The organism is Kocuria arenosa (genome assembly GCF_042879215.1).
GTDB classification, from domain to species: Bacteria; Actinomycetota; Actinomycetes; order Actinomycetales; family Micrococcaceae; genus Kocuria; species Kocuria arenosa.
This window is the reverse complement of record NZ_JBHZTA010000006.1, coordinates 200,518-219,788: the sequence shown is the minus strand read 5'-3', so window position 1 is coordinate 219,788 and position 19,271 is coordinate 200,518. Positions and strand designations below refer to the sequence as shown.

At 68.4% G+C, this 19,271-nt stretch carries 12 protein-coding genes; 4 read left to right on the top strand and 8 right to left on the bottom strand.

Annotated elements, in window-relative coordinates:
* From ACFYE3_RS12185 to cobA, 7 genes are all read right to left on the bottom strand, one after another.
* A complete protein-coding gene (locus ACFYE3_RS12185) occupies positions 1–3,078 on the bottom strand; it encodes a hypothetical protein (protein WP_387609457.1) in 3,078 nt (1,025 codons plus the stop codon).
* The gene (locus ACFYE3_RS12180) at positions 3,075–4,520 is read right to left on the bottom strand and encodes a glycosyltransferase family 4 protein (RefSeq protein ID WP_387609455.1); all 1,446 of its coding nucleotides are present in this window, start codon (positions 4,518–4,520) and stop codon (positions 3,075–3,077) included. Before ACFYE3_RS12180 ends, ACFYE3_RS12185 begins: the two co-directional genes overlap by 4 nt.
* An 8-nt stretch (positions 4,521–4,528) precedes the next feature.
* Positions 4,529–5,323, bottom strand: coding sequence for a glycosyltransferase (locus ACFYE3_RS12175; protein ID WP_387609452.1), 795 nt, complete (start codon positions 5,321–5,323; stop codon positions 4,529–4,531).
* A 9-nt stretch (positions 5,324–5,332) separates the two neighbouring features.
* Positions 5,333–5,539: a hypothetical protein gene (locus ACFYE3_RS12170; protein ID WP_387609451.1), complete on the bottom strand. Its 207-nt coding sequence runs from the start codon at positions 5,537–5,539 to the stop codon at positions 5,333–5,335.
* Between the two features lie 925 nt (positions 5,540–6,464).
* Positions 6,465–7,118, bottom strand: a complete 654-nt coding sequence (deoC, locus tag ACFYE3_RS12165) for a deoxyribose-phosphate aldolase (protein ID WP_387609449.1) — start codon at positions 7,116–7,118, stop codon at positions 6,465–6,467.
* 426 nt (positions 7,119–7,544) lie between these two features.
* On the bottom strand, positions 7,545–8,396 hold the full coding sequence (locus tag ACFYE3_RS12160) for a uroporphyrinogen-III synthase (protein WP_387609448.1): 852 nt from the start codon (positions 8,394–8,396) through the stop codon (positions 7,545–7,547).
* Positions 8,386–9,408: a uroporphyrinogen-III C-methyltransferase gene (gene cobA, locus ACFYE3_RS12155; protein WP_387609445.1), complete on the bottom strand. Its 1,023-nt coding sequence runs from the start codon at positions 9,406–9,408 to the stop codon at positions 8,386–8,388. Before cobA ends, ACFYE3_RS12160 begins: the two co-directional genes overlap by 11 nt.
* A gap of 142 nt (positions 9,409–9,550) precedes the next feature.
* Here cobA and ACFYE3_RS12150 point away from each other — a divergent pair, with 142 nt between their 5' ends.
* Positions 9,551–10,273 carry a sirohydrochlorin chelatase gene (locus ACFYE3_RS12150; protein ID WP_387609442.1) on the top strand — a complete coding sequence of 241 codons (723 nt, stop codon included), beginning with the start codon at positions 9,551–9,553 and terminating at the stop codon, positions 10,271–10,273.
* A gap of 233 nt (positions 10,274–10,506) precedes the next feature.
* On the opposite strand, the gene ACFYE3_RS12145 is transcribed toward ACFYE3_RS12150, so the two are convergent.
* Positions 10,507–12,006 (bottom strand): amino acid permease, encoded by a 1,500-nt coding sequence (locus tag ACFYE3_RS12145; RefSeq protein WP_387609440.1) that lies wholly within the window; start codon positions 12,004–12,006, stop codon positions 10,507–10,509.
* A gap of 155 nt (positions 12,007–12,161) precedes the next feature.
* On the opposite strand from ACFYE3_RS12145, the gene ACFYE3_RS12140 reads away from it, so the two are divergent.
* From ACFYE3_RS12140 to ACFYE3_RS12130, 3 genes are all read left to right on the top strand, one after another.
* On the top strand, positions 12,162–13,202 hold the full coding sequence (locus ACFYE3_RS12140) for a hypothetical protein (protein ID WP_387609437.1): 1,041 nt from the start codon (positions 12,162–12,164) through the stop codon (positions 13,200–13,202).
* A gap of 431 nt (positions 13,203–13,633) precedes the next feature.
* Positions 13,634–17,713 carry a Pls/PosA family non-ribosomal peptide synthetase gene (locus tag ACFYE3_RS12135; protein WP_387609562.1) on the top strand — a complete coding sequence of 1,360 codons (4,080 nt, stop codon included), beginning with the start codon at positions 13,634–13,636 and terminating at the stop codon, positions 17,711–17,713.
* Positions 17,703–18,923 carry a heparan-alpha-glucosaminide N-acetyltransferase domain-containing protein gene (locus tag ACFYE3_RS12130; RefSeq protein WP_387609435.1) on the top strand — a complete coding sequence of 407 codons (1,221 nt, stop codon included), beginning with the start codon at positions 17,703–17,705 and terminating at the stop codon, positions 18,921–18,923. The genes ACFYE3_RS12135 and ACFYE3_RS12130 overlap by 11 nt, the downstream gene beginning before the upstream one ends.
* Positions 18,924–19,271 lie beyond the last annotated feature (348 nt).

Here is a 19,271-nt window from a genome sequence, read left to right as displayed (position 1 = left end):
CTATCCAGCTCTTTCCAGATAGAAGTTTTCAGTTGGCGGGGCGATGCTCGCATCGGCAGCCTCCCGCAGCTCATTCTCGTCGACACGCCAAAGCGTTGTGGCGCCGTTCGTGGGCCCTTCGAAGGTGACCACCTCGGTGGCTGTATAAGTTAGCCACTCGAGCATTTCAGGGCTGGCGTAGCCATACCCCTGCAACGTAAGCAATGAGTGCGTCAAAATGTAATCGACGTTGTTCTGGTCCATGAGTTCCGGCGACGGCCATGCGCCAAAACGCGAATCGTCTGCGAACGCCAATTCGGCAGTGACATTGGTGACGCTTACCGAGGCGTTGGCCGGAAGATTGGACGGCATCCATTGCCGAAATCTTGCATAGCCATCGTCGGAAGTGGTCTCAGCTCGAAGCCCAAACAATACGACCACGACTGCGAATAGGGTGCCGGCTACAGTCACCATTTTTATAAAGTTTTTATTGCGTTCACAAACCTCTAATGCGAAAACTGACATGCTAAGAATGCCGGCAATCATTACCGGGTAGCCGTACTGTTCCTCGAAAGTACCAAATGCTGCGCTGTAGAGACCAAAAAAACCCATAACGACTCCCGCGAGGCCAATCAGCCGCCGTTCGGGGCGCGCGCTACGGCAAACATATAGTGCTGTGATAGGTCCCAATCCCAGGAGGATATAGCTTGTGCCGAAGGATGTGATCTGGTCGATCATGCGGCCCACTAGGCTAGGGGCACCTTCGGCATTGAATCCGGTGCTTTGTTCGAAGCCCAGCATCCGTCGAAGTCCATTGGTTTTCTGCAACAGCCAGTCGAATAACACGTTGTTTGCAGCTAGAACCACAAGATAGAAGACGTACGGTGCGGCCGACGACATTAGTAGAATGATGGCCTGGAGCGGACGAAGTGTCTGTTTCCACATTACAGCGAGAATTATAGGTGCGACTGTGAAAAGTACGAAAACGTCTTTGGTCAAAACTCCATACCCTAGAACCAGACCGCCGCATACGGTGCCCAGGGGAAAAATGCGGTCGGACTGACGTAGCATAAGGGACACGATAATCAGAAGTCCGACAAGGACCATTGCGGTGCCAAGGGTTTCGATGTAGACGCGGCTGTGGTTGCGTAACACAAACGGTTCGAATGCGAGCACAACCGCGGAGACACTGGCAACTGACGTATTTGTGAGTTTGCGTATTAATAGGAATCCCAGTCCCACCGACAGTGCGCCGATGATGGCGTTCAACCATCGGAGATCATACACGAGATCAAATGTATTACCTGACAATCCGAGCGTTTTGATTGCAATTCCCTCAATCAGGAAAAACCCGGGGGGATGAAGAAAAAATGGGCCATCAGGCAATGTTTGTAATTCCAAATTGGGCAATTGGCCGAAGCTAACGGAGCGGCCGAGCTCTGCGTAAAGTAGCTCGTCTCCTTGGAGTTCAAAGGAACGACCCAGACCAACTGCACGTATGCCTATCGCCGCGGACGTGGAAATTACAAATCCGGCGATCGCGATGGCAGCCGAGGAGTGGCGCAGATTCTGCAGGACTTCGCGACGCGTGACCAGATCGCCAAGGGTTGGGAGCACATTGCCTCGTTCCCACCTTTGCAGGGTGAGAACGAGAAGGCCGGTCATTGCTGCGACCAGGAGCCATAGGACAGGTACGCTGGCGGCAAGTGTGAAAAGTGCAGCGAGGGCTGCAACGGCAATGACTGCCTTGAGCGTCATCCTGATCATGGAGGAGGGTAGCCTGGGCAGCGAAATGGCTATCAGAACTGCTGCGGCGAGCAACGATCCGATTGCGGATCCGATTGCTAGTCCTGTCACACTGCCGAGGTGCCAGCCAACAAAAATGCCAGCCAAGATCAGCAATGCCGTCGCTACAAGGCCGAGTTGGCAACGCCGGTAGCAGCGTAGACCAAGCAGAATAGTGGCCAGCACTGAGATTGCGGCGTAGCCGAGACCTGCGGCCGCCAGCCAGGGCAGCATGTCCAGCGCGGAGTGATATCTCTGTGGCAGGACAAGAGCCATCAACGTTGGTGGAACGGTGGCAATCACTGCGGCAGCGGGCAGTGCTAGGCCACCAAACGCGCGGAGTGCATGGGCGACGATGCTGTCAGTGTCCGCGGTCGCGCTGCGAAGCAGTGGGAAGGCCACTAATGCTGTTCCGGCGGCGATGTACACCGGTCCTTTGGCGATGGTCGCGAGGGCTTGGAACCCGGCCGCAGCATCCGAGCCGTCATCGAGAAATGGGATGACGACGACATCGAATCCGACCAGCGCGGAAACGACGCAGAGGACTATGGCTATGTCTCCGGTCTCCAACCAGCGCCACCGCTGTTTGACGATTGCCGGAAGAAGACGGAGGTCTCGATAGAAGGACAGCGGAACGACCAACAGCACCAGAGCGCCGAGTGCGAACCCCAGCACTGCGCCAGTGGAGCCCCAAGCGAAGGCAACGACCATCAAGCTGAAGACCAGCCGAAGCGCAACTTCCGCCACCGCCACTACGGCATACCACTTGAATCGTAGTTCGCCCTGAAGCCAGCCTTGAGACGCAGACACCACGAAAAACAACAAAGCGGCGAACCCGACAGCCAGGGCCATGGGCAGTGATGCGAAGGCAGCCGTCAGGGTGCCGGCAATCACTGCCGCAGCAGTTCCGACAATAACCGACACCAGTAGCGCAAAGGCCAGACCTTCACGCCTGGCTTGTGACCCGATGGGATTCGTTGCAACAGCATGCGAGAGAGGCAGGGGCACCAGCGCTGCAGCAATGGTGCCAGCAATGCCCAGCAGCATCTGTGCCGCAGCGAAGTCGCTGTAATCAGCCGAGCCGAGACTGTTCACCATCAGCAACGTACAGGCGTAGCTGAGCACGCCCACCAAGGCGGCCGAGACGGAAAGCAGTCCGTTGTTCTCGGAAATTACTGCTGTGTCAGCCGCAGGATGGCCAGTCGCGCACTTCGTCGCCGCTTCGGACGCGGGGACGACGACGTCTTTGTCTCCTGCGATTGTCGAGTACGTCGCCGATCCCCAGCCGTCCCCAAGAAGGGTTGATGACGTCATTGAATTTCCGTTGCTCCATGATCGATAGAATGCCGGTGCGAACGTCGCCCGGCCGGTCCAGCCAGGAGATCGCTGGTCTCGACCGGGCGAAGCTCGGCGTCTACGACGCCCATGGACGCCAACACTTGCGCCGTGTCGAACTCGTCACACCCGTTGAAGAGAACAGTTGCCCGATTGCCGTCGAAGATTGCTTCGTCGGTGGGCCGTAGCTTCGCACGCAGATCCATGCCCGCGGGCACTGCGAACTTGGCCATGGTGGACAGATCCGTCCGGCTGCCGCGGCTCTTCGCCAGAGACCAGTCGATTCGGAGAGCCGCTTCCTGCACGACTCCGGCAAGAAGGGAAGCGCTACGATCCCAGTCAAAGCAACGAGCCCATGCCTGGCACGCCTCGGCCACTTCCCGCGCGTAGTTCTCATCAGACAGCACTCGAAGTTTCTCGACGAGGGTCTCGCCAAACTGCCTGGAATCGTCGACAAGCCATCCGGTCTCACCATCGACGACGGAATCCCGCACCCCGGGAACGCGCAAGGCCAGACAGGGGACGCCCCACGCCGCAGTCTCAATCACTGACAGTCCCCAGCCCTCGGCGGCCGATGTGATCGCCGTCAGCCACGACCCGTTCAGGAGCTGATCACGAGTCGAGTTGGGCTGATACCCGTGGAATTTAACAGTCGAGTGGAGCCCCAAATCCACGGCGATCTGCTGCAGTCGTGCCCTGTCAGGGCCATCCCCGACAATGTTGACCCGGAGGCGGGGCACCTTTTGCGCAGCCACGGCAAGGTGTCCAAGCAAAAGATCGACCCGCTTGTGCGGTACCAACCGTGTGACGACGGTGATCGTGGGATCCGGGTCACGCGGACCGACCGTTTCTGGCACGTCCACGGTTCCATTCGGAACGACGAAGATCGGTCCGGGAAACCGCAGCTGTCGGCGCAACTCACGCCGTGTGGACGGAGATACCGCTGCAAGCGGCCGTTCTCCATACACCCATCGGGCGGCAGGGCCCTCCAAGAACCTGCCGACGGCAGCCATCGGCGCCGAGAACCGCGTACTGAACTGGTCCTGATGCACGTGGTGGACGACTTGTACGACTGGAATGCCTGTACCCGCGAACATCGGTGAGAAAAAGGGAATGCCGTTCTGACAGTCGACAATGGCATCGAAGTCTCCCCGACGACCTACCAGCTTCAGCGCGGCCAGCGGGTACAGGCTCAAAGCCCCGCCCATGCGGAAGATCTTCACCCCGTCGATGTTGTCCGAGGACCCTTGGACATCGCCTCTGCCGGTGAACCAGGTGACATCAACGCCCTCTGCGACCCATCGACGCGAAATCTCGTGCATGTACCTTTCGGCGCCGCCTGCCAGCGGGTGCTCCGTGTCCCGCCAGTTGAGCACCAGCACTCGCTTGCCCCGTAGACCATCGACCGATGTCAAATACATTTGTCTGCCTATCCTTTGTACATCTGGAAAACGGCGCCGAAACTGGCTGCTCCATCCCGAAGAGGTCGGAACGTCGATGAAGGGCTGTCGGTCCAAGCAACGGGCACCTCGACAATCTGGCCTCCTTCGCACTGCATTCGATGCAACAGTTCGACGTCAAATGCGAAACCAGTTGTTCGGCACTGGACCAAGGCCTGGTTAATTGCACTGCGGTCGAAGAACTTGAATCCGCACTGAGTGTCGTGAATTTCTCGAACCATCGATCGAGTAAGCGCGCGAAAAGCCATCCCACCTATGCGTCGACCCAAAGGCTGGTGGCGGACGAAAGTGGAACCAGGGCAATGCCGCGAAGCAATCACCGCGGCGGCGCCCTGCTTCAAGTGCCCCATGGCCACGCTCAAAGTCTCCACCGGCGTGGCCATGTCCGCATCAAAAAAGCCGGTGAATGCGGACGTGCCGCTCAGGATGCCTCGGCGAACCGCCGCGCCTTTCCCGGGGCGTCCGCAACCTATGACCATGATGGGAACACTCCCCGATCTATCGAGGGAAAACCGTCTGACCACACTGCCGGTGTCGTCTGAGCTCCCATTGTCCACGACGACAACCCGGGAACTCCAAGGCTGAGTTTCCAAATATTCGACAGTCTGGAGCAATGTGCTCGAGATTCGGTCCGCTTCGTTGTAGGCGGGAACTATGATTTCGAGATCCACCGCCGAACGTGGCTGCACCGAGGCAAAGGTGCCAGTGTCGACCGTGTGCACCGCAATGAGTGGGATGGTCACTTGGTCTGTGGTTTCCATCATCGGCTCCTTTCAGGAAAAGGACATGAAGGTAATGGCGAAGCGGGTGCTCATGATGCTTTTTATGTTTCGCGGCAAGCAGTGGAACGCGTCATGCTGAAAGTTGCGGATATCCATGAACTGCCCGCCCATGCCGTCATTGCCAGTTTTCTTGAGCGGCGATTGCTGTCCCGCGAGAGGCAACGTACGGTGTGCTGATGTAGCCTTCTGTTCACCCATGAACAAACGGTGACTGCCGCAGGCGGGTAACCCAGAATGCTGGCCTGAATCAACTTCAGCGGCAATATTGGCGTCGCACCAAAGCCCTGGATTCAATATGAGCTATTTAATTCAGGTGTCCGAATGCTATAGTGCAAGAATATATCCGGAAGTCGACTTTCAATCTTGTCGGTCCGAGTCCTAGCTGGCACCGGGGAACTCCGCAGTGCGTGTCTCGGAAGTTCCGGCCTGCTCCATGCTTGAATCACGCATCTTGCTCGAGATATTTTTCGCGAATGTCAGGTAACTCAGTGAGCCCGCGTATATGCGTGTCGATGAATTTGCCTTTAGGCATGACGGATCTTTCTAACACACTCATTGCTAGCCCCCTTGAAGCATTACCGACTCGCGTTCGCGAGTCGGTTGGCCCGTCCCCCCGGAAGAACCAACCTGCTGAGAGCATGCAGTATCTGCGCTTGTAGTCATAGGCCGGCACCTGGCGACACATTGGCGGCAGCCAATTCAGAAGTATGTATTTGGGATCGCCAATGACTGGATTGGGGGGGAGGGCGGGGCGGCCAGGGCGTCGACTGGCCTCGAAACGTGGGTCAAATTGTGGACACGGTGACCCCTCGGTGTCCCCTAATTGGCTATGCGCGACTGTGAAGTGTGGTCACTTTCGTGACGGTGTATTGCAGACATGACCGAGGGGCTGTCGTCCTGACTAGCCGAAGCAGTCACTGCGGACGCGTGTGCCTAGTTCCTCTGCACCTCGGGAGTGGATGCAAATCCATGTTGGTGGCAGATGCGCCACGAAGGCCTCCGACTTGCCGGGCTACGGGGCTCTGCGCGCAGGAATGAAGTCCAGACGAAGGTGCGGCATGTCTGGGGCTGCGGCGGACAGCTATAGCTGGGCAGGGGTAAGCCCACGGAGGGCGCGGCGGGCTCAGTCGAGGAGTGCGGGACCGCTGCTGGCGCCGATCCGGGAGGCACCGGCCTCGATCATCGCCAGGGCGTCCTCACGGGTGCGGATTCCGCCGGAGGCCTTGACGCCGATCTCCGGGCCCACGGTCTCCCGCATCAGCCGGACGTCCTCCACGGTGGCCCCGGCCGTCGAGAAGCCCGTGGAGGTCTTCACGTAGTCCGCGCCGGCGGCCACGGCGGCCTCGCAGGCCAGGACCTTCTGCTCGTCGGTGAGCAGGCACGTCTCGATGATCACCTTGAGCCGGGCCCCGCCCTGGTGGGCCGCCTCGGCGACGGCCCGGACGTCCTCCTCGACCCGCTCGCGCTCGCCGGCGCGGGCGGCGGCGATGTCGATGACCATGTCGATCTCGTCGGCCCCGGCGGCCACGGCCGTGGCGGTCTCGAACGCTTTGACCTCCGTGGCGGACGCGCCCAGCGGGAAGCCGACCACCGCGCAGGTCAGCACGTCGCTGCCCGCCAGCTGCTCCCGCACGAAGCCGGTCCACACCGGGTTGGTGCACACCGAGGCGAAGCCGTACTGCTTGGCCTCCGCGCACAGGGTGGCGATCTGCTCGCGGGACGCCTCCGGCTTGAGCAGCGTGTGGTCGACGTAGGGGGCGAGCTGGGGGGTGGTCACGGGCGGCCTTTCGACGTTCGGGCGGGTCGCGCCCAGCCTACCGGCCACCGTCGGAAGACCCGGCGGAAGGCACTGTGGACGGTCCCGTGGAGGTCCCGGAGGCACCGCCGATCCGTGAACCGTGACCGTTTCGTCACCATTACATCAGGAAAGTGTTCGCTAATCTGTGTCGGTCTGCTACATTCAATGTCATGGCGAACTGAGGTTTGCCTTACCTGCGTCCACCGGTGGTTGCCGAGCGGTCGCAGGGGTGCGTCGGGATACCCCCGGTTCCCCTGACCCCCGTCCTGGCGCGCCCCCGCAATCGTCCCGCGCCCTCCGAGCCGACACGCGTTTGCCGCTGGGTGCGTCGTCCCCGCCGCGTGCTCCTGCCGCGGCACGCCTGCACCTCCACACGGTCACCGGTTGCGGCCGCAGTGGGTGCGGCTACCGCCCGTCGTCGTCGGACTGCGCGCCGGTCAGGGCGTCCGTGAGCTGCTTGAGCATCGCGCCCATCCGGAACCGCTCGGGCACGAGCGGCTCGATCCCGAGCTCCAGCAGCGGCGCGGCCGTCACCGGCCCCACGGTCGCGGCGAGCATCCCACCGCGGAACGCCGCCAGCAGCTCCTCGTGCAGCCCCAGCTCCTCGGCCGTGCTGAACAGCGCGTCCACGGCGGGGGCGGCGGTGAACGTCACGGCGTCCACCCGCCCGGCGGCGGCCTCGCGCACGAGCACCGGCACCTGCCCGGCGTCGTCGGCGGAGGCCCACCGGTAGGGGGTCACGGTGAGCACGCGGGCCCCGGCGTCGGTGAGCCGGCGGCGCTGGACCACGTCGGCGATCCCGTGCAGCTGCAGGCCGATCGTGCGCCCGGTGAGGTCCCCGCCGTGCTCGGCCAGGACGAGGTCCACGAGCCCTGCGGTGGTCTCGTCCGCGGACATCCCGGCGTCCTCGAGGCCCAGACCGCGCACCGCGCCCCGTCCCTTGGGCCCGCGCACGTAGACGGCGGCCTCGCGCAGGCACAGCAGCAGGTCCGCGTCGAAGCCCTGGGCCACGGCGGCGTCGTGCCAGCGGCGCAGACCGTAGCCCGTGGTCAGCAGCACCAGGTCCGGGCGGGCCTCGAACATCGCCCGGGAGGCGGCGGCGAGACCGGCGTCCTCGCCGACCGGCTCCACGCGCAGTGCGGGGGCGTGCAGCACGCGGGCCCCGCGGCGCTCGAGGGCCGCGATCTGGTCCTCGGAGCGGCGGTGCGCGGTCACGCCCACCACCCGCCCGGCCAGGGGCAGGTCCTCAGCAGCCATGGGCGGTCACCTCCGCGAGGAACGCGTCCCGCTCGGCGGTGGCCAGGCGGACCACGGGGCCGACGACGACGACGGCGGGCGAGCCGCAGCCTGCCGCCGCGGTGTCCGCGACCGCGGTCGCGAGCGTGGTGATCGTGGAGCGCTGCCGGTCGGTGAACCCGCGTTCCACGACAGCGAGCGGGGTCCTGGGATCGGCGCCGGCCCGGACCAGGCCGGCCACGAGGTGGGGGAGGGTCGCCACGCCCATGAGCACCACGAGGGTGCCGCCGCCGGCGCCGAGTCCGGCGAAGTGGGCGAGCTCCGCCTCGGAGAACGGCACGTGCCCGGAGGCGACCGTAAACATCCGGGACACCTCGCGGAAGGTCACCGGGATCCCGGCCGCGCCCGGCACCGAGACCGCGCTGGTGATGCCCGGGACCACGTCCACGGGGATGCCGTGGGCGGCGCACGCGGCGAGCTCCTCGGCGCCGCGGCCGAAGACGTAGGGGTCCCCGCCCTTGAGCCGGACGACCGAGCGGCCGGCCAGGGCGTGCTCGACCATGAGGTCCTGGATCTTCGCCTGCGGGACCGGGTGGTGGCCGGGGGTCTTGCCCACCGGGACGATCTCGGCGCCCGGGGCGGCTGCCGCCACCGCGCCCGCGGGGGCGAGCCGGTCGACGAAGACGACGTCGGCGTCCTGCAGGGCCGCCACGGCGCGCACGGTGAGCAGGTCGTCGGCGCCGGGACCGCCGCCGACCAGCGTCACGCGGCCGCCGGTGCGGGCGGCGGGCTCCTGCACCACGGGCACGCGGGCGCCGGCCGCGTCCAGGGCCTCGCGCCAGCGCGGTGCCGCCGGGCCGACGACCACGGCGAGCGCGACGCCCGCGAGGTCCGCCGGGCCGAGCAGATCCGGCCTGGTCACGGAGCGGACGGCCGCACCGGCCGCCTCGTAGCGGTGCCGGGCGCGCCGGGTGTCGTCCGGGGCGCCGAGGACGAGCACCGGGACTCCGGTGAGGTCGGCGGTCAACAGCATGCGGTCCTCCAGGGGGCGAGCGGGGGTCGTGGCGGGCCGGCCACCACTACCAGGATGAGGCACGCGTGTTACAGCACGGTTGCCCGCGTGACGCCGCGTGACGCCGGCGCCGCGGCCCGGGCCCCGATCGTAGGCTGGATGCATGACGACAACCGAGCCCCCCGTCCTGCTCGCCTGCGCCCACGGCACCAGCTCCCCGGCCGGGCGCACGGCCGTGCAGCGACTCGTGGACGCTGTCGCCGCCGAGCTGCCGGACGTCGAGGTGGTGCCCACGTGGGTGGACGTCCAGACCCCCGACCTGGCCGAGCGCACCGAGCAGTACGCCGGGCGCCCCGCCGTGGTGGTCCCGCTGCTGCTCTCCGCCGGCTACCACGTCTACGTGGACGTGGCCGAGGCGGTCGCCGCCGACGACCTCCACCGGGTCTCGGCCGCCCTGGGCCCGGACCGGGCGCTGGCCCGGCTGCTCGCCCGGCGGGTGCACGAGGCGTGCGCGGCCGCCGGGGCGCCGCTGGGGGAGCACGACGCCGTGGTGCTCGCCACCGCCGGGTCCTCGGACCGCCGCGCGGTGGCGGACTGCGCCGCGGTGGCGGACCTGCTGGCCGGCGAGCTGGCTCGGCCCGTGACCGTGTCCTACCTGGCCGCCGCTCGCCCCCGCGTGGCCGAGGCGGTGTCCGGCGCCCGGGCCGGCCTGGCGGACGGGGGGCGCGTCGTCGTCGCCAACTACCTGCTGGCGCCCGGCTACTTCCTGGACCTCTCGCGGGCCGCCGGCGCGGACGTGGACACCGGCCCCCTGGCCGTGCCGGAGGGCGAGGTCCCCGCCGAGCTCGTGGACGTGGTGGTCTCCCGCTACCGCTCAGTGGCCTGACCCGCTGCCCGCCCAGCCCACCGGGTGTGCCGGGTGTGCAGGTGCACTCGTCCGGGCCACGTGGTGCGCCGAGCCCCCAGTTCCTCTCGCCCTTCTGCGCCGAGTCCCCAGTCCCATCGCAGATCCCCAGATTTAGTTTGGGGAAATGCCACGGCACTGGGGACCCGGCGGAAATGCCACCCGGATTGTGGGGACTCGGCGGCGGGGATCCGGGAGCGTGGGACTCGGGGCGGTCAGTCGCGCGGGCGGGTGAGGTCGGCGTCCTCGTAGCGGACCATCGTCGAGCCGGTGACCAGCTTGTGGCCGAACCACAGGGCCAGGAACAGCGGCAGGCCGATGTAGGCGGTCAGGGCGGCCATGAGGTCCATGTCGCCGATGAACGCCTGGTAGTTCTGCCCGAGGATCACCACGGCGCACAGCACGAGCGCCACCACGGGACCGAGCGGGAAGAACCGTGCCCGATAGGGCAGGTCCGCGAGGTCGTGGCCCTGGGCGGTGTAGGCCTTGCGGAACCGGTAGTGGCTCCAGGCGATGCCCATCCACACGATGAACCCGGCCAGCCCCGAGGCGCTGACCAGCCACACGTAGGCGTCCCCGTCCCCGATGAACGTGGTGAGGAAGGACGCCCCGCCCACCAGGGTGGTGGCGATCAGCGCGTTCATGGGCACGCCGCGGCGGTTGACCTTCGCCAGGAACTTCGGCGCCTTGCCGCCCTCGGCCAGGGCCCAGAGCATGCGGGTGGAAGCGTAGAGCCCGGAGTTGCCGGCCGAGAGGATGGCGGTGAGGATCACCGCGTTCATCACCGACGCCGCCGCCAGCACGCCCGCGTTCTGGAAGACCAGGGTGAACGGGGAGATGGAGATGTCCTCGACGCCGCTCGTGAGCAGGTTGGGGCTGGTGTAGGGGATGAGGAAGCCGATCACGGTGATCGCGCCCACGTAGAACAGCAGGATCCGCACGAACACGGTGCGGATGGCCTTGGGCACGTTCTTCTCCGGGTTCTCCGCCTCGCCGGCGGCGACACCGACGAGCTCGGTGCCCTGGAAGGAGAAGCCGGCCACCATGAAGATGGCCAGGATGCCGAGGCCGCCGCCCACGAAGGGCGCCTCCCCGGTGGTCCAGTTCTCGAAGCCGGGCGACTCCCCGCCCAGGACCCCGACGATCATCAGGATGCCGAGCCCCAGGAAGAGCACGATCGTGACGACCTTCACGAGGGAGAACCAGAACTCGCTCTCGCCGTAGGCCCGGGCGCTCAGGGCGTTGAGGGCGAACAGGATCGCCAAGAAGGACCCGGACCAGATCCACGAGGGCACGTCGGGGAACCAGTAGCGCATGATCAGCGCGGCGGCCACGAGCTCGGCGGCGACGGTGATCGCCCAGTTGTACCAGTAGTTCCAGCCGATGGCGAAGCCGAAGGAGGGGCTCACGAAGCGGGTGGAGTACTCCTCGAAGGCGCCGGAGACGGGCAGGTAGGTGGCCATCTCGCCCAGGGACTGCATGAGCAGGAACACCATGAACCCGATGACCACGTAGGCCAGCAGGGCCCCGCCGGGGCCGGCGGTGGCGATGGTGTTGCCCGAGGCCACGAACAGGCCGGTGCCGATGGCGCCGCCCATCGCGATCATGGTCAGGTGGCGCGGCTTGAGACTGCGGCGCAGCTTCTGCTGGGACTGCAGCTGCTCCTGGGTCGCAGGAGGGCTCTGCTCGGCCCGAGGGCGTGCGGTGGTGGTCACGCGGAATCTTCTCCTCTGGTGCGGTGGACGGACCACGGAAGGAGGAAGTGGGGGGCGCCGTCCCCCCGAACGGTCCTGGCCGATTATGGGGGAACGGTTGCGAAACCGAAATTCGGCAGGAGGCCGCTGCACGTGCTTCCGCCTAGGATGGACGGGTGAAAACGCATGCGGATCCGGGCGAGGCCGCGCCGCGCCGCGGATCCCGCTGGGTCGTGGATGTGGCCATTCTCACCGGCGCCCTGCTGGCCCTGGTCGCCGCGACGCTCGCCGTCCGGTGGTCGTGGACGCCGGCCCCGGGGCCGGAGGAGCAGGTCTCCTGCGCCCCCTACGGCCTCGACGGCGTGCGCACCGCCCCGCGCGGCGCGGCCCGCCCGCTCAGCACCGGCCCGGCGCTCACAGGGGGGCTGCGCTGGGCGGAGGGTCCTTCGGACCGGCTCGACGTCGCCTTCGAGCACGACGGCACGACCAGCAGCTACCACGTCTTCGCCGACGGCATCGACTGGAGCGAGCCGGTCGGCGTGGTCTTCCGCCTGCACGGGGACGGGGCCTACGAGTACCACCACCCGGAGCACAAGGTCTCGTGCCTCGCGGAGGTCGCGCGCTCGCACAACGCGGTGCTCGTGGCCCCCCGCACCCCGGACCGGCAGGGCGAGCCCACGTGGTGGGAGGACCTCGACGGCAACGCCGACTGGTTCGTGGCCCTGGCCGAGCAGCGGATCTTCGCCGAGTACGACCTCGACCGCTCCCGCACGTGGCTGCACGGCTACTCCGGGGGCGCCGAGTTCATCAGCTACGAGCTGCTGGCGGACCGCGCGGACTTCCTGGCGGGCGGCGGCGCGGTGCTCTCCGGCGGCGGCGGGGCGCCGTCCACCGGGTCCTCGGAGCCGACGGACGAGCAGCTCGAGCAGCTGGTCCTGCACTGGGACGTGGGCCTCGACGACGACGGCACCGACCCCTATGCACCGTTCGACGCGCTCTCCGCGGCGGCGGCCGGGCGCGCCTGGTACGAGGACGCCGGCTGGGCGCGGACCAGCGTGCGCTACCGCGAGGGCGTGGACCACTTCGAGCTGCCCGAGGCCCGGGTGCTCGACGCCGCGATGACCGCCGGGGAGTCCGCGTCAGGGCCCGCGGCGGGGCTCTCGCCCGACCTCCCGGCAGACCCCTCGCCGGGGCCATCGGCACCCGGACGTGACTGATCTCTCGTCGTCGTCCCTCGTCAGCGATCGATCCGCGGATTGGCGCGGCCCAGCGGGGGGAGGGAGCGCTCCCGGAGCGGACCGCCGCCTCCCTCTCGGCTTGCACATGCAATAACACCGACCGTACGGTGCAGTAAGTAGAGCTGGCAGGGGAGCCGGTTCAGGGGGAAGGCCGATGCCGGGGGCATCACGGCCGAACAATCACTCTCGGCACCGCGCTGATCCGCGCGCGTGCTCCCGGGAGCCTTCCAGCCGGTCCGTCCGGTCCCTGAGCCCGTTCCTCCCGCCGGCACCGGCCGTTGTGCAGATCCGCAGCGGCAGTGAAGTCGATGGGGGAATCAATGACAGTGCGCCCAACCACGCGCAGCGGCTCGACCCGCCAGGGAGGCGGTCGGCACCTGCTCGAGGACCGGTACCCGGAGCAGGATCCGATGGAGGACAGCGAGGTCCTCGACCGCGCCCTGCACACGCAGCCCATGCCGCAGGTCCCGGGCCGCGCCGTCTTCCCCGTCGCGTCCGCGCCGGCCCCGCGCACGCTCGTGGACATCGTCATGGACACCGTCTCGCGCCACCCGGACGCGGTGGCCGTCGACGACGAAACCACCGTGCTCAGCTACGCCGAGTTCCTGGAGCGCGTCGAGGCCCAGGCCCAGCGCCTGTGGGACCTCGACATCGGCCGCGGGGACCGCGTGGGCATCCGCGTCCCCTCCGGAACCGTGGACCTCTACGTGGCCGTGCTCGGCACGATCTTCGCCGGCGCCGCCTACGTCCCGGTCGACTTCGACGACCCCGACGAGCGGGCCGACACGGTCTGGGAGGAGGCCGGGGTGTGCGCCGTCTACGGCACCGGCCTGTCCCTCCGGCCCCGCAGCGGCGTCCGCGCGGGCGCGGACTGCCGGCAGCCCGGCACGGGCGACGACGCCTGGATCATCTTCACGTCCGGGTCCACCGGCAAGCCCAAGGGCGTGGCGATCAGCCACCGCTCGGCCGCCGCCCTCGTGGACGCCGAGGCCGATCTCTACCTGCCCCGGCGCCCCCTGGGCCCGGGCGACCGCGTGATGGCGGGGCTCTCCGTGGCCTTCGACGCCTCGTGCGAGGAGATGTGGCTGGCCTGGCGCTCCGGCGCCGCCCTGGTCCCGGCCCCGCGCGCCGTCGTGCGCTCAGGCACCGACCTCGGCCCGTGGCTCGTCGAGCGGGGCATCACCGCCGTCTCCACGGTGCCGACGCTCGCGTCGATGTGGCCGGCGGAGGCGCTGAGCCGCATCCGCCTGCTCATCTTCGGCGGGGAGGCGTGCCCCAACGAGCTCGCCGCCCGCCTGGTGCACCCCGGCCGCGAGGTCTGGAACACCTACGGCCCCACCGAGGCCACGGTCATCGCGACCGGTGCCGTGCTCACGGGCGAGCCGCCCGTGCGCATCGGCCTGCCGCTGCCCGGGTGGGAGCTGGCCATCGTCGACACCTCCGGCAACCCCGTGCGCTGGGGCGAGGAGGGCGAGCTGATCATCGGCGGCGTCGGGCTGGGACGCTACCTGGACCCCGCCAAGGACGCCGAGAAGTTCGCGCCCATGGACTCCCTGGGCTGGGAGCGGGCCTACCGCTCCGGCGACCTCGTGCGCGCCGACCCCGAGGGCATCGTCTTCGTGGGCCGCGCCGACGACCAGGTCAAGATCTCCGGCCGGCGTGTGGAGATGGGCGAGATCGACGAGCAGATGTCGCGGCTGCCCGGCGTGCAGGCCGGTGCCGCCGCCGTGCACACCACCCCCGCCGGCAACCAGGTCCTCGTGGGCTACCTCGTGGCCGAGGCCCCGGGCTCGGTGGACCTCGCCGACGCCCGACGCCTGCTCGCCGACCGGCTGCCGGGCCAGATGGTGCCCGCGCTGACCCTGATGGACGAGCTGCCCCTGAAGACCTCCGGCAAGGTGGACCGCAAGGCCCTGCCCTGGCCGCTGCCCTCCGCCGGCGCCGCCGCGGAGGCCTCCCAGATCGACGCCGAGCTCGAGTGGCTCGCCGCCCTGTGGGCCGACCAGCTCGGCCCCCTGCCCATCGACGAGGACAGCGACTTCTTCGTCCTCGGCGGCACGTCCGTGGCGGTGGCCAAGCTCGTCTCCGAGATCCGCCGCACGTACCCGGACGCCGCGATCGCCGAGATCTACCGGCACCCCACGCTGGCCGGGATGCACGAGTACCTGGCCGCGCTGGCGCCCGTCGACGTCGTCGCCCAGGAGGCCGCGCGCGAGCGCCGGGTGGCGGACGTCCCCCGCTGGAACGGCCTCGTGCAGGTCCCCTTCCTCGCGGGCCTCTACGCCGTCTCGGGGCTGCGCTACGTGCTCGGCGCCGCGATCGTCGTCTGGCTGCTCTTCAACGTGCTCGGCGCGGGCTGGGTCCCGAACCCGCCGCTGCTGCCGCTGGTGGTCGGCTGGCTCGTGCTCTTCGCCCTGCCCGGCCGGCTGGTGTTCACCGCCCTGGTCATCCGGCTGCTGACCCTCCGGCTGCGCCCCGGCGCCCACGCCCGCGGCTCCTGGACCCACCTGCGGGTCTGGATGGCCGAGCGGGTCCTGATCTTCAACAAGTTCGAGCCCCTCATGGGCACCCCCGTGATGGTGCTGCTCTTCCGGCTGCTCGGCAACCGGGTGGGGCACCACGCCCACCTCGACACGATGCCTCCCGTCAGCGGCATGGCCCGCATCGGCGACGGCGCCGCCGTCGAGCACGAGGTGGACCTCTCCGGCTACTGGCTCGAGGCCGACGTCCTCCACCTCGGCGGCGTGACCGTCGGCGAGATCGCCCGGGTCGGCACCCGCACGCTCCTGAGCCCGGGTGCGGTGGTCGAGGCCGGCGCGGAGGTCGACCCCGGCTCCCACGTCACCGGCACCGTCCCCGCCGGCCGCCTGCAGGGCGGCTCCCCGCTCGTGGACCTGGGCGCCGCCGGGGAGTCCTGGCTGGAGTGGGCCCCCGGCCGCAGCAACCGGTTCCTGACCGGGCTGCTGTACGCACTGGGCCTCGGCACGGTGGGGATCCTGCCCGTGCTGGCCGTGATCCCCGGCGCGCTGATCGTCTTCACCCAGGTGCGCGGGCTCGAGCTCTACGAGCTCGTCTTCCCCGTCATGGCGCTGTGGGTGCCCGTCTTCGCCGTGCTCACCTTCCTGGTCTACCTCGCCCTGATCGTGCTCGTCGTGCGCGCGCTCGCCCTGCTGATCCGTCCCGGCCACCACCCCGCCGACGGGACCGTGGGCTGGGCCGTGTGGCTCACGGGCGTGCTGCTCCAGAAGAGCCTCGTCTCCACCTACCCCGTCTACGCGTCCATCGCCACACCGTTCTTCCTGCGGCTGCTGGGCGCCCGCGTGGGCAACCAGGTGGAGATCTCCACCGTGGAGACCCTGCCGCACCTCACCACCTTCGAGTCCGGCTCCTTCATGGCCGACCACTCGATGGTCAGCTCCGCCCGGATCGGCTTCGGCTGGATCCACGTGGGCCCCTCGACCGTGGGGGAGCGCTCCTTCGTGGGCAACTCCGCGATCGTGGGCCCGGACCGGGACGTCCCCGAGGACTCCCTGGTCGCCGTGCTCTCCTCCGCCCCGGCCGACGCCGAGCGCGGCACCTCCTGGCTGGGCCGGCTGCCCGAGCCGATCAGCCGCGTCACCGACACCGCGGACGAGGCCGTCACCTACCGGCCCCGCCGGCGCCTGGTCGTGGCCCGCACGCTCGTCGAGTCGCTGCGCGCCGTGCCGTTCATGGTGACCGCGTGGCTCGACCTCGCGATCGTGTTCGTGCTCACCACCGTGTACATGCGCGCCGGGGGAGGCCTCGACGGCATCGTCTCGGCCCTGCTGTGGGCCACGCCCGTGGTGCTGGCCGCCGGCGTGGTGGCCGCCCTGATCCCCGTGCTGGTCAAGTGGGCCCTGATGGGCCGCTTCCGCGAGGGCGAGCGCCCGCTGTTCAGCTCCTTCGTGTGGCGCAACGAGCTCGCCGACACCTTCGCGGAGTCCCTGGCCGTGCCCGGACTGATCCGGCTGGCCGTCGGCTCCCCGGTGTTCAACGTCTGGGCCCGCCTCATGGGCGCCCGGATCGATCGCGGCGTGTGGTGCGAGACCTGGTGGCTGCCCGAGTTCGACCTCGTGCACCTGGGCCGCGGCGTGTCCGTCAACCGCGGGACCGTGCTCCAGACCCACCTGTTCCACGACCGCATCATGCGGCTCCAACCCGTGTCGATGGAGGCGGGCTCCACCCTGGGGCCCAACAGCTTCGTCCTGCCCGGCTCCACCGTGGAGGCCGGCGCCACCGTGGGCCCCGGCTCCCTGGTCATGGCCCAGGAGACCGTGCCCGCCGGCAGCACCTGGGGCGGCAACCCGATCCACCCGCTGCCCGCCGGCGCCTTCGAGACCGTGCCCGCCGGCGCTCCCGAGACCGTGTCCGCAGACGCCTTCGGGACCGTGTCCGGAGACGCCTTCGGGACCGTGTCCGCCGACGCTCTCGGAACCGTGCCCGCCGGAGGGACGACCCGTGAGCGCTGAGCACGCGGCCGCCACGCGTGGCGGGGGCACCGCGGTGCTCAACGTTCCCGGCGCCTCCGGCCGGCGCACCCGGCGGCGGCTGGTCGGCGTGGACGCCGCCCGGGGCTTCGCCCTGCTCGGGATGGTCGCCGTGCACACCCTGCCCTACTGGGACGCGGAGAACGAGCGCGCCTCCCTGAGCTGGTCCCTGTTCGCCGGGCACTCGGCCGCGCTCTTCGCGACCCTGGCCGGAGTGAGCCTCGCGTTCCTCTCCGGGGGCCGAACCCCGCACACCGGCCGGCGCCTGGCCGGGGACCGGGCGGGGCTGGTGGGCCGCGCCGCGGTGATCGCCCTCGTCGGGTTCCTCGTGGGCTTCGTGGCCCCGCCGGTGGACAACATCCTCATCTACTACGGGATGTTCTTCCTGCTCGCCATCCCGTTCCTGGGCCTGCGCATCCGGCACCTGCTGATCAGCGCGGCGGCGTTCACCGTGCTGGCCCCGTTCCTCATGCAGTGGGCCGTGGACGTCCTGCCCGCGCACGTGTACGGCAACCCCACGCTGTGGAACCTCGTCACGGAGCCGGTCACCGTGCTCTCCCAGCTGCTGCTGACCGGCACCTACCCGGCGCTGCCGTACATGGCCTACCTGTGCGCGGGGATCGCCCTGGGCCGGATGAACCTCACGAGCCGGCGGGTGCAGCTGTGGCTCGTGGGCGCCGGCGCGGCGCTGGCCCTGCTCTCCTGGACCGTGTCCATGGCGGCGCTGCTGGCCCTCGGGGTCTACGACCGGATCTGGGAGGCCACGCCGTGGCTGACCGAGGCGCAGATCGACGAGATCCTCGTCTTCGGCCCGGACCCGTCCCTGCCGACCACCACCCTGTGGTGGCTCATGGTGCCCGCCCCGCACAGCAACACGCCCGTGGCGCTGCTCCTGAGCCTCGGCATGGCCGCGTTCGCGCTCGGGGCGTTCCTGCTCCTGGCCCGGCTGATCGGCAAGGCGCTCACGCCGCTGGCGGCCGCCGGGTCCATGACGTTCACGCTCTACACCCTGCACCTGCTGTTCCTCGCCACCGAGGTCTACGACCTGCACCCGGCGTTCTGGTTCTGGATGCAGGTGGCCGCGTTCGGCCTGCTGGCCGTGGCGTGGCAGCGCGCGGTGGGCCAGGGACCGCTCGAGAAGCTCGTGGCCCGCACCTCGAAGCGCATCTCCCAGCGGGTCACCGACCCCTGACCTGACGCCGAGTCCCCAACCCGGTGCCGATTCCCCACGCAATGACATGGGGGATTGCCACCGGGTTGGGGACTCGACGCGTGGAGGCACCGGTGACTGGGGACTCGGCGCACCACAGGCGCCGACAATTGGGGACGCGCCGCGTGGAGGCACCGGTGACTGGGGACTCGGCGCACCACGGGCGCCGGCAATTGGGGACGCGCCGCGTGGAGGCACCGGTGACTGGGGACTCGGCGCAGCGGCGGGGCCACCTCACACGGGGGCCGAGGTCGTGTGAGTGAAAGTGCATCGGGGCGTTACTCCTGCCGTCGGTCACGGAAACACGGGGTTCGTAGCGTGGGAGCACCG